We start from the raw sequence: 20,497 nt of genomic DNA on the forward strand, positions 1-20,497 counted from the left end.
GGCTGGGAGGCCGGATCCCGGAGGCGGTCAGGCCTCTGGGAGTCCGACTCCCGGGGCAGTCAGGCCTGCCTGGAGGCCAGTTCCACGATCGTGACGTCGGACGGCGCGCCCACCCGCGTCGGCGGCCCCCACGCGCCGGCGCCCCTGGAGACGTACAACTGCGTGTCGCCGTAGCGCTCCAGGCCCGCGACGGTCGGGTTGGCGAGGGCCGCGACGAAGTTGCCGGGCCAGAGCTGGCCGCCGTGCGAGTGACCGGAGAGCTGGAGGTCCACGCCGTGGTCCACGGCGTCGTGGATCTGCACCGGCTGATGGGCGAGCAGCACACACGCGCGTGCCCGGTCGCGGTCGCCCAGCGCCTTCTCGAAGTCGGGCCCCTGCCCCTCGTCCTCACCCGACACGTCGTTGACACCGGCGAGGTCGAAGCCGGGCATCTCCGTACGTACGTTCTCCATGGGCGTCATTCCCAGTTCGCGTACGTGCTCGACCCACTGTTCGGCGCCGGAGATGTACTCGTGATTGCCGGTGACGAAGTACGAGCCGTGCCGCGCCCTCAGCTGGGCGAGCGGTGCGGCGGCGGGCCCGAGGTCCTTCACGGAACCGTCGACGAGATCGCCCACGACCGCGATGAGGTCGGGCTGAGTCGAGTTGATGGTGTCGACGACCTTCTGGGCGAACCCACGCCCGAGCACGGGGCTCAGGTGGATATCGCTGACCACGGCGATCCGGAACCCGTGCGCGCTCCGCGGCAGCTTGGCGAGCGGCACGGTCACCCGCTTCACCTTCGGCCCGCGCAGCACGCCGTACGTCCCGTACCCGACCGTCCCCAACGCGGCGGCGGCAGCGGCGCCACCGACGACACGCGACACGAACAGACGCCGGGAGGGACCACTGGCGGCAGGACCGGACGTGGCCGCGGCCTCCGAACCGTCGTCAGGAGTGTCCTCGCCACCATCACCCTGGCCCTCGCCCTCGGAAACGGGCTTCGCTGCGCCGGAACCGGGCTTCCCCGCCCCCGCCCCCACGACGGCATCAGGCGCGGCAACGGCCACCGGCTCGCGCTCGCCCACTGCTTCAGGTGCGTCAGGTGCCTCAGGTACGTCAGGCGCTGAACGTCGCTCGACAACCCGCCGTACGAGGAGCCGTACGACCTCTCCCACGAGCAACGCGAGCGTGAGATAGAGCATGATGGCCAGCCACAGGAACCCCGGCCACCCGAGCACCTGTTGGAGCCAGAACGGCGCCCCGCTCCGCTCGGCGGTCATCGCCGCGACGAAGATCAGCGGCCCGGCGATGAACACGGCGGCACCCGCGCGCCGGGCGAGCCCCGGCCCGGTGGTCGTGTCGCGCACCAGGCGACGCCACATGTACCAATGCAACCCGCCGAAGAGGGCCAGAACCAGCAAGATGATGAGCACAAAGACGATGGTCACGCGGAGGCTCCCGTTATGACGTGCGGTGAATGGCGCGAACTCCGCGCAACCCGATGAACCCGACGACCGTCCCAAGGACAAAGGAGACAACGGCGAGCGTCAGGTGCACCCAGAAGTACCCAGTCGGATCGCCCGCGTCGTCGAAGGCGAGCCCACTCCCGTCCGCCCACAAGTTCTTGACGAAAGTGATCCAGATGACCCAGCTCCACACCCCGAAGGCGAGCAGGAACCAGGAGACGGGACGGCTGAGCTTCATACGTTCAGTATCGCTGTCGTCGAGTGGTGGCCGCGTCCGGGGTGAGGAGACCCACAGCGAAGTGGGCCACAGTGGAGAGGGCGGCAGCGGAGAGGGCGGTACGGCTTCCCGTCCGGGGCCAGGTACGTTCTCGTCCGTGTCCGCCATGAAAAAGACCGCCAAGTCCTCCTTGCTGGTCACTTCCGCCACCTTGCTGACCTTGTCGCTCACCGCGACCGCGATCGCCGGCGGGCCCGCTGTCGCGGATGGAACGCCGACACCGAGTCAGAAAGCGTCCCCGAAGGCCAGCACATCGCCCACCGCCACGCCCCCGGCGGACATGTCGACCGTGGGCGGCGCCCAACTCGGCAAGGCGGGCACCCAGGTGAACCTCGGCACCGGTGCCCCGGTGCTCCCGAAGGACCTGAGCGCGCGCTCCTGGATCGTCGCGGACGCCGAGTCCGGCGATGTCCTGGCCGCGCACAACGCGCACTGGCGGCTGGCCCCGGCGAGCACCCTGAAGATGCTGTTCGCGGACACGCTGCTGCCGAAGTTCGGCAAGGACGAGAAGCACAAGGTGGTGCCCTCCGATCTGGCGGGCATCGGCCCGGGCTCCAGCATGGTCGGCATCAAGGAGGACGAGACGTACACGGTCCACGACCTGTGGCTCGGCGTCTTCCTTCGCTCCGGCAACGACGCCGTACGCGTGCTGTCCGCGATGAACGGCGGCGTCGAACCGACCGTCGAGGACATGAACGCGCACGCCGAGGAGCTCCAGGCCCTCGACACGCACGTGGTCAGCCCGGACGGCTACGACGAGGTGGGGCAGGTGTCATCGGCGTACGACCTGACCCTCATCGCCCGTTCTGGCCTGCAGAAGAAGGACTTCCGGGAGTACGCCTCGACCGTGCGCGCCAAGTTCCCGGGCGAGACGAAGAAGAACAAGAAGGGCAAGACGACCCGTAAGTCCTTCGAGATCCAGAACACCAACCGACTCCTGACCGGCGACTACGGCCTCGACGTCTACAGGGGCATCGCGGGTGTGAAGAACGGCAACACCTCGAACGCGGGCTCCACCTTCACCGGGGTCGCCGAACGCGACGGCAAGGTGCTTCTCGTCACGATCATGAACCCCGAGAAGGAGGAGAGCAACGAGGTCTACAAGGAGACCGCCCGCCTTCTCGACTGGGGTTTCCAGGCGGCGGACAAGGTCGAGCCGGTGGGTGAGCTGGTGCCGCCGAAGGGTGCGGACACGGGTACGCAGCCGGGTACGGAGGCCTCCGGTGAGGCGGGCGGGTCCGGTGACGGCAGTCCTGTCGCCGCCTCGGCGCAGGAGGCGGGTTCTGGCGGCGTCGGTGTCGCGCTGGGGATCACCGGGGGCGTGCTCGTGCTCCTCGCCGGCGGGGTGTTCCTCGTCAACCGCCGCTGGCCGCTGCCCGACCTGGTGCGCCGCCGGCCGCGCCCCTGACGTCCACCCCTACGGTGCCCTCGGAGGAGTCGCCCGAGGCGTCGTCGGAGGAGCCGTCTGCGGGGGCGTCCGGGGAGTCGTTCTTCTGCGCCGCCGTCCAGGCGGCGCAGAAGAGCACCAGTTTCGCGGTGAAGTTGATCCACAGCAGCAGCGCGACGGGCACCCCGAAGGCGCCGTACATGCTCTTCGAGGCTACGCCGCTGATATAGCCGCTGAGCAGCAGCTTCAGCAGCTCGAACCCGACGGCGCCGATCAGCGCCGCGGTGAACAGCCGGCGGCGGGTCGGCTCGACGCCGGGCAGCAGCGTCAGGACGTACAGCAGGAGCAGGAAGTCGGCGAGGACGGCGATGGCGAACGCGGCGAGCTGCAGCAGCGCGCCGCCCCAGCCGCCCTCGTCGATGCCGAGCTGCCGGGAGGTCCAGCCGACCATCGTCGCCGCGACGGCGGACACGACGATCGTGACGAGCACGGCGCCGCCGAGGCCGACGAGGACCCCGGCGTCCTTGGCCTTGCTCAGCACGGGGTTCTCGTCGGGCTCGGGCAGCTCCCACACCGCCCGCAGGCACTCGCGCATGGAGCCGACCCAGCCGATGCCGGTGAACAGCAGGACGGCGCCCGCGATGACGCCGACGGTGCCGGCGTTGTCCACCAGCCCGCCGATGTCCAACTGGTCGGAGATGCCCGGGATCTGCTCGGCGATCTTGTCCTCGAGCTCTCGTTGCCCCTTCTGGTCGAGGGTCGCGGCGGCCACCGCGGCGGCGACGGTGATCAGCGGGAAGAGCGAGACGAAGCTGATGAAGGTCATCGCGGCAGCGAGCCGCGTCCACTTCACACGGTCCAGGCGTTCGTACGAGTGCCAGGCGTGCGTGGTCATCAGACGCGTGACGACCGGCCCGATGCCGGGGAGCTTTTTCAGCCAGTCCATGATCCGAACCTGCCCTCTTCGCCGAGGACCCATGTCCGGGGTACCCCGGATGAGCAGATCAGTGCGTGGGCAACGTGGTGTCGCCCGGCGTGGGTGCGCTCGTCTGCTCGGGCAGTACCGCTCCCCCGAAGACGAAGTCGCGGAGCCTGCGCCACACGCCGTCGGCGCCCTGCTCGTAGAGCGCGAAACCGGTGCACGGCCACTCGGCCTCGTACTCGGACAGCTCCTCGTACGCCCGGTCCATCGCCTCGTCGTCGATGCCGTGCGCCACCGTGACATGCGGGTGGTACGGGAACTGCAGTTCGCGTGCCACGGGCCCGGATGCGTCCCGGACCTGCTTCTGCAGCCACGTGCAGGCCTCGGCACCCTCGACGACCTGCACGTACACGACGGGCGACAGCGGGCGGAAGGTTCCTGTGCCGCTCAGCCGCATCGGGAAGGGGCGCCCGGCCGCCGCGACCTCGACGAGATGCGCCTCGATCGCGGGCAGCGCCGAGTCGTCGACCTCCGTCGGCGGCAGCAGCGTGACATGGGTGGGGATGCCGGAAGCGGCGGCGTCGCCGAAGCCCGTGCGCCGCTCCTGGAGCAGGCTGCCGTGTGGCTCCGGGACCGCGATCGACACACCGATCGTTACGGTCCCCACGTCGTCTCCTGTCGTTGTGCTCGCTGTTGTGCTTGCTTGTTGTGCTTGCCGTTGTGGTGGTGCTTGCGCTGGTGTTCCGGACACTTCTGGCGGACTCTGGCGGACAGGGACAGCCCCTGGTCCTGTGTGTCCCCTGTTTCCGTACGGCTTACGACTGTACGGCCGTCGGGCCCGATCCCGGGTGTCAGTGCCTCGGTCAGTGCTTGGCGGGCAGGAAGCCCACCTTCTCGTACGCCTGGGAGAGCGTCTCCGCGGCGACGGCACGCGCCTTCTCCGCACCCTTGGCCAGGATCGAGTCGAGCGTCTCCGGGTCGTCCAGATACTGCTGCGTACGCTCCCGGAACGGCGTCACGAAGTCGGTCATGACCTCGGCCAGGTCCGTCTTGAGCGCACCGTAGCCCTTGCCGTCGTACCTCTGCTCCAGTTCCTCGATACCGGCGCCGGTGAGAGTGGAGTAGATGCTCAGCAGGTTGCTGATGCCCGGCTTGTTCTCGGCGTCGTAGCGAATGTCCGTGCCGGTGTCGGTGACCGCGCTCTTGACCTTCTTGGCGGTCGCCCTGGGCTCGTCGAGGAGGTTGATGAGGCCCTTCGGAGTCGACGCCGACTTGCTCATCTTGATCGACGGGTCCTGGAGGTCGTAGATCTTCGCCGTCTCCTTGAGAATGTACGGCGCCGGGATCGTGAACGTCTGCCCGAAGCGGCCGTTGAAGCGCTCGGCGAGATCGCGCGTCAGCTCGATGTGCTGCCGCTGGTCCTCGCCGACCGGCACCTCGTTGGCCTGGTACAGCAGGATGTCCGCGACCTGAAGGATCGGGTACGTGAACAGGCCCACGGAGGCCCGGTCGGCGCCCTGCCGCGCGGACTTGTCCTTGAACTGCGTCATACGGGACGCCTCGCCGAACCCGGTGAGGCAGTTCATGATCCAGGCGAGCTGCGCGTGCTCGGGGACATGGCTCTGGACGAAGAGCGTGCAGCGCTCCGGGTCGAGCCCGGCGGCCAGCAGCTGGGCGGCGGCGAGCCGGGTGTTGGAGCGCAGCTCGGCGGGGTCCTGGGGAAGGGTGATCGCATGCAGGTCGACGACCATGTAGAACGCGTCGTGGGTCTCCTGCAGGGCCACCCACTGACGGACGGCGCCGAGGTAATTGCCGAGGTGGAACGAGCCTGCGGTGGGCTGGATTCCAGAAAGCACGCGAGGACGACGCAGCATGGCGGAGCCATTCCCCTGAGGGTGGTGGTGGGAGACGGGCGGGCGGTCAGAAGCCATGGCCTCATTCTCTCAGGTGTCAGGGGTCGCTCCGGAACTGGTCGGAAACAGGTGGGAACCGATCCGTCTCCGGCGGTGTAACAAGAGTGTGAGGACGCGGGAGGGGGGCCGCATCGTCGATGAGGCCGCGGTGATCGCACGCGTACGCGCCGGAGAGCCGGAGGCGTATGCGGAGCTGGTGCGTGCCCACACGGGCATCGCACTCAGAGCGGCCGCGGCACTGGGCGCGGGTGCGGACGCGGAGGACGTGGTGCAGCAGGCCTTCTTCAAGGCGTACTGCGCCTTGGGGCGCTTTCGGGACGGCGCGGCATTCAAGCCGTGGCTGCTCTCGATCGTCGCCAATGAGACGAGGAACACAGTGCGGACGGCGGTGCGTCAGCGCACGGTCGTGGGGCGTGAGGCCGCGCTGGCGGAGGCGGAGCCGGTGATACCGGAGTCGGCGGACCCGGCGGTCGCGGCGCTGGAGGTCGAGCGCAGGGCGGCGCTGCTGGCTGCCCTGGACCGGCTGAGCGAGGAGCACCGGCTGGTCGTCACCTACCGCTATCTGCTGGAGATGGACGAGCCGGAGACGGCCCAGGCCCTGGGCTGGCCACGCGGGACGGTCAAGTCCCGGCTCAATCGTGCGTTGCGCAAGCTGCAGCGGCTGCTGCCGGATTTCCAGCCTCGGGAGGGAGGTGATGAGCATGAGTGAGTCGTACGAGAACGGGGGCGCGGACTCCTCGGGCGGTCGTGCCCCCAGGGAGCCGGGGCGTGCGCGCGGGGGCCCGGCCGGGCTGCCCGAGGAGCTGCGCGCGCTCGGACGGTCGCTGGATCCGCCGGGTGCGAGCGGGACCGAGTCGATGGTCGAGCGGGTGCTGGAGCAGATACTGGCCGAGGGGGTGCCGGTGCCGGTGGCCGAGCCGACGGGACCGACCACGCGGATCCGGTCGGCTCGGTGGTGGGCGCGGCAGCGCTGGCGCTCGCTGACCGCCGCGCTGTGCGGACTGCTGACGGTGCTGGTGCTCACGCCTCCGGTGCGGGCGGCGGTCGTCGACTGGTTCGGCTTCGGCGGGGTCGATGTGCGGTACAAGCCGGGGCCGCACGCTTCTCCTTCTCCAGTGCCGGGCTGCGAGCAGGCACTGACCGTGGCCGGAGCGGCGCGACGGGCGGGGTTCGAGCCGTTGCTGCCAAGGGAGTTGGGGCGCCCGTCGGCCGCGCAGGTGTCAGCCGACCGCCGGGTCCTGTCGCTGTGCTGGCATACCGGGGACGGCGAGGTCATACGGCTCGATCAGTTCCGGGCGACGCTCTCTCCGCTGTTCTGGAAGTCGACGACGGTGCCGTATGAACCGGCCACGGTGAACGGTGACTCGGGCCTGTGGTTCGCCGAGCCCCACCGCCTCGAGCTCGCCTTGCTCGACGAGCAGGGCCAGGAGTACGCCCGGACCGTCCGCACGGCGGGGCCGACGCTGTTGTGGGAGGACCAGGGGGAGCAGCGGACGCTGCGGCTCGAGGGTGTGGAGTCGTGGGAGCGGGCGGTGGCTGTTGCGGAGTCTGCGGAGTAGGGGCCGTGGAGCCGGTCCATGGAGCAGGGGCCGTGAAGTGCTCGGAAGTCGTGCGGGCCGAGTGGGAACCTCGGCGGGTCGAGCGGTGTACCAGAAGTGACAGGGTGCGGACAGGCCGCATCCGGGATCGGCTGGGGGTCCGATGCGTCCGATGCGCAGGGTTCGTGAACTGGCAGCGGCAGCCGGAGCGTTGACGGTGGCGCTCGCTCTGGTACTGACCGGGGCGCCGACCGCGGTGGCGGGCGGGCCGACGAGCGTGCTGCTCGTATCGCCCAACAGCGGGGAGACGGCATCGCTGTACAACAGCGACGAGGAATACATGCGCCTGAGCGACCTGCTTCCCCAGGAGGGCGGCGACCTCAAGAGGTTGCAGGAGAAGCCGCCGGACCTCAACTCCATAGGCCGCCGGATCAACATCACATGGATGAGCCATGACGTCACTCCCTGGCGGGTGGACATGGTGCACCCTGACGTGACCGGCTCCCGGAGCGTCTGGATCCTCACGCAGATCGCATGGGGGCTTGAGGCGTCGGAGCCACCGAAGGAGGTCTGGCACCGGGCGGAGAAGCCCAACGAGCTCCGGTCCTTGCTCACCGACCTCGGCGTCATGAGCAAACACCCAGAGGGGACGAACCCGGATTCGGGGCCGCAGGACTCGTCGGACGACACATCGGCCGCGGCGCGGCCCGACGCCGGGGAGACCCCCGCGACCATGGCCGCCGCAGGGGCAGACGCCGGAACCGACTGGTGGTGGGCCATACCGGGGCTGGCAGCCGGAGCCGTATTGGCGCTGGTGCTCCGGCCGTTCGCGGCGCGGTTGCCGGGGGCACTGCCTCTGGGCCGGGGGCGAGGACGGGATGTCGGACCTCGGCAAGAGCTGCGGGACGTTTGACCGGCACACGGCTCAACCGGCCGCACGCGCCCTCGCCCCAACTGCACCGAGTTGCCTCGGCTGAGGCAACTCGGTGCGGCAGAACCCGTCCGCCTCAGCCCAGGTCGATCTCCGGGTACAGCGGGAAGCCGGCCACGAGATCGGTGGCCCGGCGGGAGATCTCGTCCGCGACCTTCGGGTCGAGCACGTGCTGGGCCTTGGAGGGGGCGCCCTTCGCGGTCGTGCCGGGCTCCGTGGTCGTGAGGACACGGTCGATCAGACCGGCGACCTCGTCCATCTCGGCGGTTCCCAGGCCACGCGTGGTGAGGGCGGGGGTGCCGATGCGGATGCCGGAGGTGTACCAGGCGCCGTTGGGGTCGGCGGGGATGGAATTGCGGTTGGTGACGATGCCCGAGTCGAGCAGTGCGGACTCGGCCTGGCGGCCGGTGAGGCCGTAGGAGGTGGCGACGTCGATCAGGTTGATGTGGTTGTCGGAGCCGCCGGTGACCAGCGTGGCACCGCGCCGCATCAGGCCCTCGGCGAGGGCGCGGGAGTTGTCGACGACGGCCTGGGCGTAGTCGCGGAACTCGGGGCGGCGGGCCTCGGCGAGCGCGACGGCCTTGGCGGCCATGACATGCGGAAGGGGGCCGCCGAGCACCATCGGGCAGCCGCGGTCGACCTGGTCCTTGAGGGAGTCGTCACACAGGACCATGCCGCCACGCGGGCCGCGCAGCGACTTGTGAGTGGTGGTCGTGACGATCTGGGCGTGCGGGACGGGGTCGAAGTCGCCGGTGAGGACCTTGCCAGCGACGAGGCCGGCGAAGTGCGCCATGTCGACCATCAGCGTCGCACCGACCTCGTCGGCGATCTCACGCATGATGCGGAAGTTCACGAGACGGGGGTACGCGGAGTAGCCGGCGACGATGATCAGGGGCTTGAACTCACGGGCGGAGGTGCGCAGGGCCTCGTAGTCGATGAGGCCGGTGGCGGGGTCGGTGCCGTAGGAGCGCTGGTCGAACATCTTGCCGGAGATGTTCGGGCGGAAGCCGTGGGTGAGGTGGCCGCCGGCGTCCAGGGACATGCCGAGCATGCGCTGGTTGCCGAAGGCTTGGCGGAGCTCGGCCCAGTCGGCCTCGGAGAGGTCGTTGACGTTGCGGACACCGGCCTTCACGAGCGCCGGGGCCTCCACGCGGTCGGCGAGGACGGCCCAGAAGGCGACGAGGTTGGCGTCGATGCCGGAGTGCGGCTGAGCGTAGGCGTGCTCGGCGCCGAAGAGTTCGCGGGCGTGTTCGGCGGCGAGGGCCTCGACGGTGTCGACGTTGCGGCAGCCGGCGTAGAAGCGGCGGCCGACGGTGCCCTCGGCGTACTTGTCGCTGAACCAGTTACCCATGGCCAGCAGGGTGGCCGGGGAGGCGTAGTTCTCGGAGGCGATCAGCTTGAGCATCTCGCGCTGGTCGGCGACCTCCTGGCCGATGGCGTCGGCGACCCGGGGCTCGACGGCGCGGATCACTTCGAGGGCGCTGCGGAAGGCGGTGGATTCGGTGGAGAGGGGCGCAGAGTGGTCGGACATGAGGGACCTCCGGACGTGGCGTTCACGGTTCGGCCCAGGCGCACGGCACTTGTTCGTCACGGGCCGCTCCCCGATGGTCGGTCCCATCCCAGCGCGCCAGTCACGGCCCGCCGATCAGCCTACCGGCCCTCCCCGGTCACAGATCCCTGAGTCCACCATGCGAGCGACGGCGAGAAGGGGCCACAGACCACCCGGATCTCGGATCCCTGAGCTCGGAGAGGCGCCGGCGCTCAGAGGATCACATGCGGCAGGAAGCGGGCGTACTCGTCCGTGATCAGGCCGGAGGACTCGCGGATGCCAAGGCCGGCCGACTCGTGCTCGACGACCCAGGCACCGAGGACGACACGGTTGCCGTCGAAGGAAGGGAGAGGGGCCAACTCCTGGTAGCAGCAGGGCTCTTCACGGATCACGGAGGTGTTTTCGGGTTCGTGGGGTTCGTGGACGGTGACGCCGGCGCCCTCGCGGCCGAGGAGGGGCTTGGCGACGTAACCGGTGGTGTTGGCGAGTTGGCGAGGGCCGTCGAGGTAGGCGGGGAGGAGGTTCGGGTGGTGCGGATAGAGCTCCCAGAGGATGGCGAGGAGCGCTTTGTTGGAGAGGAGCATCTTCCACGCGGGTTCGATCCACATGGTGGAGCCCGTGCCGCCGCCGTTGTCGAGGGTGTCCAGGACATGCCCACCGAAGCGGTCGGTGGTCAGCCACTCCCAGGGATAGAGCTTGAAGCAGCTGCGGATGAAGCGGAGTTGCTTGTCGACGAAGCGGCCGGAGAGACGGTCCCAGCCGATCTCCTCCATGGCGATCCAGTCGGTCTCCAGGCCGGCCTGTTCCGCGGTCTCCTTCAGATACGCGACGGTCATCAGGTCCTCGCCGAGTTCGTCGGCGGCGGAGTGCGCGAAGTAGAGGGGGCTGCCCGGCGGGAGGAGGGCGGACTGTTTCTTCCAGGCGTCGACGAGGCGTTCGTGGAGGGAGTTCCACTGGTCGGCGCCGGGGAAGCGTTCCTCCATCCAGAACCACTGAGGGCTGGCGGCCTCGACCAGCGAGGTCGGCGTATCAGCGTTGTACTCCAGGAGCTTCGCGGGGCCGGTGCCGTCGTATCGGAGGTCGAACCGGCCGTAGAGGGAGGGGAGTTCGGCACGGCGCTGCCAGGCCTCGGCGATGAGTTCCGTGAGATGGGGGTCGGTGATGCCGAGGTCGGCGAAGCGGTCCCGCTCGACGATGTGCGCGGCGGCGGCCAGGCACATGCGGTGCAGTTCCTCGACGACCTCCTCCAGGGCCTCGACCTCGGGGAGGGAGAAGACGTAGTACGCGCTCTCGTCCCAATACGGGCGCAGGGTGTCGTCGGGGTAGCGGGTGAGTGGATAGATCAGCCCTTGCTCCTCGACGGTCTGCTGCCAGCCGGGGCGGGGCGTGAGGGTGCGGCGTTCCATGGCTGGGTCCCTCCGGCGCCGGTCAGCCGCCGCCGCTGCCGGAGCCCGAGCAGCCGAAGCCGTCGCGGTCGACGGCGTCGCTGCGGCTGAAGGTGCCGTAGTCGGCGTACCGGCCGTCGACGTCGGCGTCGTAGTACCAGGCGGCGTCGGTGCCGGAGCGCTTGCCCGCGCCGCTCGACTTGCGGCTCTTGCCGGACGTACTGGAGCCCGACTTGCAGTTCTTGTCGGAGACGATCTTGTAGCCGTTGGCGTAGTCGTAGCTGTCGCGGTCCACGCAGCGGCGGTCGGGGTCGGATCCGCATGAGGTGAGGGCGGCGGCTATGACGCCCATTCCACCGAGCACGACCGTGCTCGACCGCAAACGCCTGCGCTGATCTGCCATGGTGTCTCCCCCGTCGGGCTCGTCGGGCCCGTCCGACTGTCCGTACCGTCCTGTCCGTTCGTCCGGGATCAGCGTAGTGATCCACTGGGCCGATGACACAATCGGGCCACCCGCTGCCAGTGGACCCAACCACACCAACCCCCCGGGGCTAAGGCAGCACCCTGCACAGTGCGTCCAGCGCACCCGCCCAGGCGTGGTCCGGAGGTGTGCCGTAGCCCACGACAAGGGCGTCGTACGGTTCGGCGGCAGCGTCCGCGTGGCGGTAGCGGGTCAGGCCGTGGAGCAACAGGCCCTGCCAGGCCGCCGCCCGGACCACCGACTGCTCGGTGCCGGGCGGGAGTTGGAGGACGGCGTGGAGGCCGGCCGCGATACCGGTGGCCCGTACCGACGGGGCGTGGGACGCGAGCGCCGCGACGAGCTGGTCGCGGCGGCGGCGATAGCGCAGACGGGACGCGCGGACGTGACGGTCGTACGCGCCCGAGGTGATGAACTCCGCCAGGGTCAGCTGGTCCAGGACCCCGCACGACCAGTCCGTGCCGCCCTTCGCCGACACGACCTCCGACGCCAGCGACGGCGGCAGGACCAGCCAGCCGAGCCGCAGCCCTGGCGCCAGGGACTTGCTCGCGGTGCCCACATACACGACGCGGTCCGGGTCGAGGCCCTGGAGCGCGCCCACCGGCTGACGGTCGTAGCGGAACTCCCCGTCGTAGTCGTCCTCCAGGATCAGCCCGCCGGTCCGCCGCGCCCAGTCCACGACGGCGGCCCGCCGGTCGGGCCGCAGCGGCACGCCCATCGGGAACTGGTGCGAGGGGGTGAGCAGGACCGCCCCCGTCCCCGTTCCCGCCAAGCCGCCGGTACACGTTCCCAGTTCATCGAACGGCAGCGGCACCGTCCGCAGCCCCGCCGCCTCCGCCACTCCCCAGTGCACATCAAGCCCGTACGACTCCACGGCGAGCGAGCGCAGCCCCCGTCGCCGCAGGACAGCGGCGAGCAGCCGCAAGCCGTGTACGAAGCCGGAGCAGATGACGATGCGGTCGGGGTCGGTACGTACGCCGCGGGCGCGGGCGAGGTAGGCGGCAAGGGCGGTGCGGAGTTCGACGCGGCCCCGTGGGTCGCCGTAGCCGAGGGCGTCGTGAGGTGCCGCGGACAGCGCGCGGCGGGCCGACTTGAGCCACTCGGCGCGGGGGAAGGAGGCGAGGTCGGGGTTGCCGGGTTCGAGGTTGTGCGTCGGTCCGCGGGACGAGCGAGGCCGGGGCGCCGTTGCCGAGTCCGGCGCCACCGCGGCCCGTTCCGCGACCCGCGTGCCCGAACCCTGGCGCGCGGTGAGCCAGCCCTCGGCGACGAGATCGGCGATGGGGGTCCCCCCGCGCGAGCGTATTCGAGCGTGGGGGAGTCGGCGACCGTGTTGCGCGCGATACCGAGGTCGGCTGCGAGCGACCGCGACGACGGCAGCCGCGTCCCCGGTGCGAGCCGCCCGCTCCGCACCGCCTCGCGCAAGGCGTCCGTGAGCCCTCGGCGCAGACGGGAGCCGCCCAGTTCGAGATGCAGATCAACACCCAAAGTGGCCCAGGATTCCCCCATGGAAATGGACCATACTCCTGGGCTACTCGAACCGTAGGGTCACAGTCATGACGACGAACGAGACGACCGACAACACGGCCACCAACACCTCGTACGTCCCCGAACACGCCCCCCGGCTCGCGTGGGCCGAGCTCGTGCCCGACGTCTACAAGGCCATGATCGGGCTCGACAGGGCGGCCCGGCAGGGCGTCGACCCCGTGCTCCTGGAGCTGGTGAAGATCCGCGCGTCACAGATCAACCACTGCGCCTTCTGCGTCGACATGCACTCCAAGGACGCGCTCGCGGCCGGCGAGAGTGTCGAGCGGATCATCCAGCTCAGCGCGTGGGAGGAGTCGCAGCACTTCTACACGGCGAAGGAAGTCGCGGCACTCGCGCTGACCGAGGCGGTCACGGTCCTGACGGAAGGCTTCGTGCCGGACGAGGTGTACGACGCGGCAGCCAAGCAGTTCGACGAGGCCGAGCTGGCGCAGCTGATCGCCGCGATCACGGTGATCAACGCGTGGAACCGGTTCGGCGTGACCTGCCGTATGGTCGCCGGGCACTACCAGGCGGGCGAGCACAGGTGACGACTCGCACGCAGTTCCTCGATCCCGAGGTCGGCTGCCGCATCCCGCCGGGGGGCCGCGCATGGTGAGCAAGGTCGAGACGTTCCGCGCGCTGCATCAGGGTCGCGCACCGGGCGATCCCCTGATCCTTCCCGGACCGTGGGACGCGGCCAGCGCACGTGTGTTCGCGGACGCCGGTTTCCCGGCGCTCGCGACACCCAGCGCCGGGGTCGCCGCCTCGCTCGGGTACGAGGACGGGCAGACCCCGGCGGACGAGATGTTCGCGGCGGTCGCGCGGATCGTACGGTCCGTCGACGTGCCCGTGTCGGCGGACGTCGAGGACGGATACGGGCTCGCGCCCAAGGAGTTGGTGGACCGGATTCTTGAGACGGGCGCCGTCGGCTGCAACCTCGAGGACTCGCACGAGGGCGTCCTCAAGCACCCGGCGCGGCACGCCGACTGGCTGGCCCAGGTACGGGCCGTCGCGGGCGACCGGCTGTTCGTCAACGCGCGCGTCGACACGTTCTCGTGCGGGGTCGCCGATCCCGAACGGGCCGTCGAGCGGGCCGCGTTGTACGTGGCGGCGGGCGCCGACTGCGTGTATCCGATCGGCGCCCCGACGGATGCCCTCCCGGTGCTGCGGGCCGGGATCCCGGGCCCGATCAACGCGTCCGCGCGACTGGACGGTCCCCCACCAGCAGAGCTCGGCCGACTCGGCGCCACACGGATCACGTTCGGCCCCGGCCTGCAGCGCCGCGCGACCGAGACGCTGACCGGCATCGCCCGCGCCCTGCACGAGGATTGGTTGGGCCAGGCGCACGCCGCAGCGCAACGCCTGGCCGACGAGGACCTCTCGGCGGAGCCGAACACCTGGTGACCGTCACGGGCACCAGCTGACGGTCACTTGGGCAACCACGCCCGCCAAGTCGACTCGTGGCCGGCCACCCACTTCTTCGCCGCCTCCTCAGGAGTCAGCTTCTGGTCGGCGATCATCAGGGAGACCTCGTTCTGGTCCTCGGTCGTCCACTTGAAGTTCTTCAGGAAGGCCGCCGCCTCGCCGCCGCCCCGCGCGAAATCCGCGTTCAGGTACTTCTGCAGCGGGGTGTGCGGGTAGGCGCAGGCGACCTTCTTCGGGTCGGCGTCGCAGCCCTCCTTGTATGCGGGCAGTTTCACCTCCGTCATCGGGACCTTCTCGAAGAGCCACTGCGGGGTGTACCAGTACGTGAGGAAGGGCTTCTTCTCCTTGGCGAACTGCCTGATCTGCGTGATCTGTGCCGCCTCCGAACCGGCGAACACCACCTGGTAGTCCAGGTCCAGGTTCGCCACCAGAGCCTTGTCGTTCGTCACGTACGAGGGCGAGCCGTCCAGCAGCTGGCCCTTGCTGCCGCTCTCCGCGGTGCGGAGCTGGTCGGCGTACTTGTTGAGGTTCTTCCAGTTCGTGACGTCGGGGTGCTGCTTGGCGAAGTACGTCGGGACGAACCAGCCGATGTGCCCGGTGACCCCGAGGTCGCCGCCGGGCGCGATCGTCTTCTTGTCCTTGACGTACCGCTGCTCCTCGTCCGGGTGGCCCCAGTCCTCCAGGATCGCGTCGATCCGCCCCTGGCTGAGCGCGTCCCACGCCGGGACCTCGTCGACCTGCACGGTGTCGACGCGATAGCCGAGTTCGCGCTCCAACAGGTACTGCGCGACGGCCACGTTGGCCTGCGCGCCGACCCAGGACTGCACGGACAGGGTGACCGTCTTCGCGCCCTGAACGCCCGCGAAGGGCGAGGCCTGCTTGGTCATGTCGGCGGCTCCGCAGCCGGTCAGCACCAGCAGGGCGGACACACCGGCAACGGCCGGGAGCATCCTCGTACGCAGCATCGGCTTCGCCGTCGTCTTCGTACGCATCTCAGGCCCCCTTCCTCGTACGGCGTTCCGTCGGCTGTGTCACCCGGTCGAGCATCAGGCCGAGGCAGACGATCGCCCCGCCCGCGACGAGACCGGTGGCCAGGTCGCCCTGGGCGAGCCCGAACACGACGTCGTAGCCGAGCGCGCCACCGCCGACCAGGCCGCCGATGATGACGACGGCGAGGACCAGGACGACGCCCTGGTTGATGGCGAGGAGCAGCGCCGGGCGGGCGAGCGGCAGCTGCACCTGCCGCAGTTGCTGCCAGCTCGTGGCGCCCAGCGAGCGCGAGGACTCCATCGCGGCCGGGTTCACCTGGCGCAGGCCCTGCGTGGTGATGCGTACGACGGCGGGCAGGGCATAGACGACCGCCGCTGCCACGGCGGGTGCGCGGCCCACTCCGAAGAGGGCCACCACCGGGATCAGGTACACGAACTGCGGCATCGTCTGGAAGACGTCGAGGACGGGGCGCAGCAGCCGTTCGACGCGTTCGCTGCGCGCGGCCGCGACGGCGATCGCGAAGCCCACGACCAGCGTGACCGCCACGGCTGCGAGCACCTGCGAGAGCGTGTCGAGGGACGGGTTCCAGACTCCCAGCACGCCGATCGCGGCCATCGCGAGGACGGCGGTCAGGGCCGTACGCCACGTGCCGATGAGCCAGGCGAGCGTGGCGACGATCAGCAGGACCGACCACCAGGGCAGCCACTGCAGGCCGTCCCGCACCGGGTCCAGGACCCAGGTGGTGAAGTGGCCCGCCCAGTCGGCGGTGCCGCCAATGTAGGGGACGCCGGAGTAGAGGTGGTCGGTCATCCAGTCGACGGCGCGGTTCACGGGCTCGGCGATGTTCACGAGCCAGGCCTCGGGCCAGTCGAGCCGGTCCGTGAAGCGTCCGGCGAGGGCTACGGCGACGGCGACGACAGCCGCGTAACCCCAAGGCTTCCAGCCGGACCGGCCGGACTGGGAGGACCCCGAACCCATTCGCTCCCCCGCCGCTCCCGTCACCCGGTCCAGGACGACCGCGAGCAGCACGATCGGGATGCCGGCGGCGAGTGCGGCGCCGACGTCGACCGAGGCGAGCGCCTGGTAGACGCGGTCGCCGAGGCCGCCCGCGCCGATGACGGACGCGATGACGGCCATCGACAGGGCCATCATGATCGTCTGGTTGAGGCCGAGGAGGAGTTCCTTGCGGGCGAGCGGAAGACGGGCGGTCAGCAGCCGCTGCCGCGCGGTCGTGCCCATGGACTCGACGGCCTCCATCACGCCGGCGTCGGCGCCGCGCAGGCCGAGCGCGGTGAGCCGGGCCATCGGCGGGGCCGCGTACACGACGGTGGCGAGCACCGCCGCCGGGACGCCGATGCCGAAGACCAGCACGACCGGCAGGAGGTACGCGAAGGCCGGGAGCACCTGCATGGTGTCGAGTACGGGGCGCAGCGCGCGGAACGTACGGTCGGAGAGCCCGGCGGCGAGGCCGAGCAGCATGCCGAGTACGACCGACGCGAGCACGGCGACCACCATCAACGCCAGCGTCTGCATGGTGGGCACCCACATCCCGAGCAGCCCGCAGGCCAGGAACGCGACGCCCGTACCGATCGCGAGCCGCACGCCCGCGACCCGCCACGCGACCAGCGCCGCCGCGGCCGTGACGCCCGCCCAGCCTGCGGCGAGCAGGACGAGGTAGACGGTGCGTACGGACAGGACGACGGCGTTGCTGATGTGTCCGAAGAAGTACAGGAACAGCGGGTGGCTGTCGCGGTTGTCGATGATCCAGTCGCTCGCCTTGCCGAGTGGTTCGGAGAGGTCGACGGTCAGGGCGTCGGGCCAGGTGCCACTTGCCCAGCGGGCGTTGGCGATCGGTATGAGGATCGCTGCCGCGAGAGCCAGCAGGAGGAGCTTGCCGACGACACGGTGCTTCAGCAGTGCGGTGACGCCGGTCTGGGGGACGGCTGCGGTGGCGGTGGCCATCAGACCACCTCCTTGGAGCCCGTCCCTGCCGCGGTCTTGGATTCCGTACCGGCCGCGGTCTTGGATTCCGTCCCCGCCGCGGTCTTGGATTCCGTCCCCGCCGCGGTCTTGGTGTACGTACCCGCCACGACCCCCAGCAGCCGCTCGTGGTCGACGACCCCGAGGCAGCGACCGTCGTCCATGACCCGCACGGGGAAACCACTGCGGGCGACGGCCTCGATGGCCTCGGACACGGTGGCCTCCGGGGCGATCGCCGGGCCTCGTTCCGCCTCGTCGGCGTCCGCGGGCCGCATGGCCGTACGGACCGTCATGACCTGCTCGCGCGGCACGTCCCGGACGAACTCGCGTACGTAGTCGTCGGCGGGCGAGCCGACGATCTCCTCGGGCGTGCCGAGCTGGACGACACGGCCGTCGCGCATGAGGGCGATGCGGTCGCCCAGACGCAGGGCCTCGTTCAGGTCGTGGGTGATGAAGACCATCGTGCGGCCCTCCTCGCGGTGGAGCCGGATGACCTCCTCCTGCATGTCACGGCGGATCAGCGGGTCGAGCGCGCTGAACGGCTCGTCGAACAGCAGGACTTCGGGGTCGACGGCCAGCGCCCGCGCGAGCCCGACCCGCTGCTGCTGGCCGCCCGACAACTGCCCGGGCCGCCGCTGCTCCATGCCCTCCAGACCGACCTTGGCGACGACTTCCTGAGCCCTCTTCCGGCGCTCGTCCTTCGCGACGCCCTGGATCTCCAGGCCGTACGCGACGTTGTCGAGCACTGAGCGATGCGGCAGCAGGCCGAAGTGCTGGAAGACCATCGAGGCGCGGTGGCGGCGCAGTTCACGCAGGCGCGTCGCGTCCATGGCGCGGACGTCCTCGCCGTCGATCGCGATCGTTCCGGCGGTCGGCTCGATGAGGCGTGTCAGGCAGCGTACGAGGGTGGACTTGCCCGAGCCGGACAGGCCCATCACGACGAAGACCTCACCCTTGCCGACCTCGAAGCTCACGTCGCGGACGGCGGCGGTGCAGCCGGTGCGGGCGCGGAGCTCGGCGGCGTTCAGGGCGCCGAGCTCCGGGTCGCCGGGTATCCGCTCGGCCTTCGGACCGAAGACCTTCCACAGGCCCTCGACGGAGAAGACGGGTTCAACAGCGGTGGTCTTGCCGGGAGTTGACGTGGTCATCACTCGCCACCCCCGATCAGGTCGACGCACTTCTCTCCGACCATGAGCACTCCGATCATCGGGTTCACGGCGGGCATCGTCGGGAAGACGGAGGCGTCCGCGATACGGATGCCGTCGAGACCTCGGATTCTCAACTCCGGGTCGACGACGGCAAGTTGGTCGTCCGAGTCGCCCATCCGGCAGGTGCCCGCCGGGTGGTACACCGTGTGGGCCACCGACCGCGCGTACACGCCGAGCTCCTCGTCCCCCGTGACGTCAGGACCGGGGGCCACCTCGCGCTTCAGCCAGCTCGCCAGCGGCTCGGACTTGGCGATCTCGCGGGCGATCCTGATCCCGTCGACGAGGGTGCGGCCGTCGTAGTCGTCCTCGTCCGTGAAGTAACGGAAGTCGAGTGCGGGCTTCTCCGCCGGGTCGGCGCTCGTCAGATACAGCCTGCCGCGACTGCGCGGCTTGGGGATGTTCGGAGTCATGGAGACGCCGTGCGCGGGGCGTTCGTACCCCAGCCGCTCCGGATTGTCCGTGAACGGGACCTGGTAGAAGTGGAACATCAGGTCCGGGCCCGGGTGTTCGGGATCCCGGCGCACGAAAAGGCCCGCGTCGGAGTCCATCGCGGAGTTCTCGGGGATCGGCCCGTTCGTCTCCCAGACGATCACCGATTCCGGGTGGTCGAGCAGGTTCTCGCCGACGCCGGGCAGGTCGTGCACGACGGGAATTCCGAGCGCCTCCAGATCGCGGGCGGGCCCGATGCCGGAGTGCAGAAGCAGCCGCGGCGAGTCCACGGCACCCGCACACAACAGGACTTCGTTCTCCGCGCGTACGAGGATCTCCTCGCCGTCCTTGGTCCGTACGTGCACGCCGCGCGCCCGCGTCCCCTCCAGCTCCAGCTTGTACGCCCAGGTCTCCAGCAGGATCGTCAGGTTCGGGCGGTCCAGGAAGGGGTGAAGGTACGCGACCGAGGCGCTCGACCGCTTGTTGTTCTCCGGGTGGTACGCGAGGTCGAAGAAGCCGACGCCCTCGGTGAACGGCTTCTTGTTGAAGCCCTCGACACGCGGCACTTCGAGCGTGGCCTGGGCGGCGTCGACGAAGTCGCGGGCGATGGCGTTCCGGTCCTTCTCGTCGACGGCGACGATGTTGTTGCGCAGCCGGGCGTAGTACGCCTCCATCGGCACCGCGCCCCAGCCCTTGGCACCGGACGCCTCCCACTCGTCCCAGTCGGACGGCAGCGGCTTGAACGCGATGAGCGTGTTGTGGGAGGAGCAGCCGCCGAGCACCCGGGCGCGGCTGTGCCGGATGAACGAGTTGCCGCGCGGCTGGCGGGTCGTCGGGTAGTCGTAGTCCAGCTCCCCGCCGAGCAGCCCCATCCAGCGGCGCAGGGTGAGGACGTCCTCGCGGTCGACGTCGCTGGGGCCGCCCTCGATGACGGCGACGGTGACGTCCGGGTTCTCGGTCAGGCGGGAGGCGATGACGGAGCCGGCGGTACCACCGCCGATGACGACGTAGTCGTACGTGTGCTCGTGTCCGGGCGTGGCTTGTTCGGGCATAGGGGGGTACTCCTCGGAGTCGTACAAGGTGCTGCGCTCGGCGGATCCTGGACGGGCGTGG

Annotated in this window: 18 protein-coding genes, 1 pseudogene and 1 riboswitch; of the genes and pseudogenes, 6 read left to right on the top strand and 13 right to left on the bottom strand. The window is 70.1% G+C overall.

Translation table 11 applies throughout. From position 1 onward, the window contains the following. Positions 1–59 precede the first annotated feature (59 nt). Both IEZ21_RS15085 and IEZ21_RS47585 read right to left on the bottom strand, forming a co-directional pair. Positions 60–1,430 (bottom strand): metallophosphoesterase, encoded by a 1,371-nt coding sequence (locus IEZ21_RS15085; protein ID WP_189322400.1) that lies wholly within the window; start codon positions 1,428–1,430, stop codon positions 60–62. A 13-nt stretch (positions 1,431–1,443) separates the two neighbouring features. Then, positions 1,444–1,686 carry an SCO4848 family membrane protein gene (locus IEZ21_RS47585; RefSeq protein ID WP_033325322.1) on the bottom strand — a complete coding sequence of 81 codons (243 nt, stop codon included), beginning with the start codon at positions 1,684–1,686 and terminating at the stop codon, positions 1,444–1,446. A 136-nt stretch (positions 1,687–1,822) separates the two neighbouring features. Between IEZ21_RS47585 and IEZ21_RS15090 the strand changes: the two genes are divergently transcribed. Beyond that, positions 1,823–3,133: a D-alanyl-D-alanine carboxypeptidase family protein gene (locus tag IEZ21_RS15090; RefSeq protein WP_373302227.1), complete on the top strand. Its 1,311-nt coding sequence runs from the start codon at positions 1,823–1,825 to the stop codon at positions 3,131–3,133. On the opposite strand, the gene IEZ21_RS15095 is transcribed toward IEZ21_RS15090, so the two are convergent. The 3 genes from IEZ21_RS15095 to trpS all read right to left on the bottom strand — a co-directional run bounded on the left by IEZ21_RS15095 (position 3,081) and on the right by trpS (position 5,908). Beyond that, a complete protein-coding gene (locus tag IEZ21_RS15095) occupies positions 3,081–4,058 on the bottom strand; it encodes a YihY/virulence factor BrkB family protein (RefSeq protein ID WP_189322401.1) in 978 nt (325 codons plus the stop codon). The genes IEZ21_RS15090 and IEZ21_RS15095 overlap by 53 nt on opposite strands. 58 nt (positions 4,059–4,116) lie before the next feature. After that, on the bottom strand, positions 4,117–4,701 hold the full coding sequence (locus IEZ21_RS15100) for a 2'-5' RNA ligase family protein (RefSeq protein WP_033325325.1): 585 nt from the start codon (positions 4,699–4,701) through the stop codon (positions 4,117–4,119). A 196-nt stretch (positions 4,702–4,897) separates the two neighbouring features. Then, entirely contained in the window at positions 4,898–5,908 is a 1,011-nt protein-coding gene (gene trpS, locus IEZ21_RS15105) for a tryptophan--tRNA ligase (protein ID WP_189322580.1), read from the bottom strand. A gap of 145 nt (positions 5,909–6,053) precedes the next feature. Between trpS and IEZ21_RS15110 the strand changes: the two genes are divergently transcribed. The 3 genes from IEZ21_RS15110 to IEZ21_RS15120 all read left to right on the top strand — a co-directional run bounded on the left by IEZ21_RS15110 (position 6,054) and on the right by IEZ21_RS15120 (position 8,398). Next, complete coding sequence (locus IEZ21_RS15110) at positions 6,054–6,656, top strand: RNA polymerase sigma factor (protein ID WP_189322402.1); 603 nt, start codon at positions 6,054–6,056, stop codon at positions 6,654–6,656. Further along, positions 6,649–7,506 carry a hypothetical protein gene (locus IEZ21_RS15115; protein ID WP_246567748.1) on the top strand — a complete coding sequence of 286 codons (858 nt, stop codon included), beginning with the start codon at positions 6,649–6,651 and terminating at the stop codon, positions 7,504–7,506. The genes IEZ21_RS15110 and IEZ21_RS15115 overlap by 8 nt, the downstream gene beginning before the upstream one ends. Positions 7,507–7,657: 151 nt before the next feature. Beyond that, on the top strand, positions 7,658–8,398 hold the full coding sequence (locus IEZ21_RS15120; protein WP_246567750.1) for a hypothetical protein: 741 nt from the start codon (positions 7,658–7,660) through the stop codon (positions 8,396–8,398). Between the two features lie 94 nt (positions 8,399–8,492). Here the strand turns inward: IEZ21_RS15120 and IEZ21_RS15125 are convergent, their stop codons facing one another. The 4 genes and pseudogenes from IEZ21_RS15125 to pdxR all read right to left on the bottom strand — a co-directional run bounded on the left by IEZ21_RS15125 (position 8,493) and on the right by pdxR (position 13,334). Then, positions 8,493–9,947 (bottom strand): glycine hydroxymethyltransferase, encoded by a 1,455-nt coding sequence (locus IEZ21_RS15125; protein ID WP_033325335.1) that lies wholly within the window; start codon positions 9,945–9,947, stop codon positions 8,493–8,495. Between the two features lie 25 nt (positions 9,948–9,972). Further along, positions 9,973–10,061, bottom strand: a riboswitch (ZMP/ZTP riboswitch). Between the two features lie 116 nt (positions 10,062–10,177). Further along, positions 10,178–11,371, bottom strand: a complete 1,194-nt coding sequence (locus IEZ21_RS15130) for a glutathionylspermidine synthase family protein (RefSeq protein WP_189322404.1) — start codon at positions 11,369–11,371, stop codon at positions 10,178–10,180. A 22-nt stretch (positions 11,372–11,393) separates the two neighbouring features. Beyond that, positions 11,394–11,753 carry a hypothetical protein gene (locus tag IEZ21_RS15135; protein ID WP_189322405.1) on the bottom strand — a complete coding sequence of 120 codons (360 nt, stop codon included), beginning with the start codon at positions 11,751–11,753 and terminating at the stop codon, positions 11,394–11,396. 148 nt (positions 11,754–11,901) lie between these two features. Next, a pseudogene (pdxR, locus tag IEZ21_RS15140) lies at positions 11,902–13,334 on the bottom strand (MocR-like pyridoxine biosynthesis transcription factor PdxR). Positions 13,335–13,381: 47 nt separating this feature from the next. Between pdxR and IEZ21_RS15145 the strand changes: the two are divergent. Both IEZ21_RS15145 and IEZ21_RS15150 read left to right on the top strand, forming a co-directional pair. Beyond that, a complete protein-coding gene (locus IEZ21_RS15145) occupies positions 13,382–13,900 on the top strand; it encodes a carboxymuconolactone decarboxylase family protein (protein ID WP_189322406.1) in 519 nt (172 codons plus the stop codon). A 61-nt stretch (positions 13,901–13,961) separates the two neighbouring features. Beyond that, complete coding sequence (locus tag IEZ21_RS15150; RefSeq protein WP_189322407.1) at positions 13,962–14,756, top strand: isocitrate lyase/PEP mutase family protein; 795 nt, start codon at positions 13,962–13,964, stop codon at positions 14,754–14,756. Positions 14,757–14,779: 23 nt separating this feature from the next. Here the strand turns inward: IEZ21_RS15150 and IEZ21_RS15155 are convergent, their stop codons facing one another. From IEZ21_RS15155 to IEZ21_RS15170, 4 genes are read right to left on the bottom strand one after another with little or no spacing between them, the layout of a single operon-like run. Next, complete coding sequence (locus IEZ21_RS15155) at positions 14,780–15,769, bottom strand: ABC transporter substrate-binding protein (protein ID WP_246567752.1); 990 nt, start codon at positions 15,767–15,769, stop codon at positions 14,780–14,782. Between the two features lies 1 nt (position 15,770). After that, the gene (locus IEZ21_RS15160; protein ID WP_189322408.1) at positions 15,771–17,729 is read right to left on the bottom strand and encodes an ABC transporter permease; all 1,959 of its coding nucleotides are present in this window, start codon (positions 17,727–17,729) and stop codon (positions 15,771–15,773) included. After that, positions 17,729–18,895 (bottom strand): quaternary amine ABC transporter ATP-binding protein, encoded by a 1,167-nt coding sequence (locus IEZ21_RS15165; protein ID WP_189322409.1) that lies wholly within the window; start codon positions 18,893–18,895, stop codon positions 17,729–17,731. Before IEZ21_RS15165 ends, IEZ21_RS15160 begins: the two co-directional genes overlap by 1 nt. After that, positions 18,895–20,436 carry a GMC family oxidoreductase gene (locus IEZ21_RS15170; protein ID WP_189322410.1) on the bottom strand — a complete coding sequence of 514 codons (1,542 nt, stop codon included), beginning with the start codon at positions 20,434–20,436 and terminating at the stop codon, positions 18,895–18,897. Before IEZ21_RS15170 ends, IEZ21_RS15165 begins: the two co-directional genes overlap by 1 nt. Positions 20,437–20,497: the final 61 nt, after the last annotated feature.

Source organism: Streptomyces flaveus (genome assembly GCF_014647675.1).
Classification (GTDB): Bacteria; Actinomycetota; Actinomycetes; order Streptomycetales; family Streptomycetaceae; genus Streptomyces; species Streptomyces flaveus.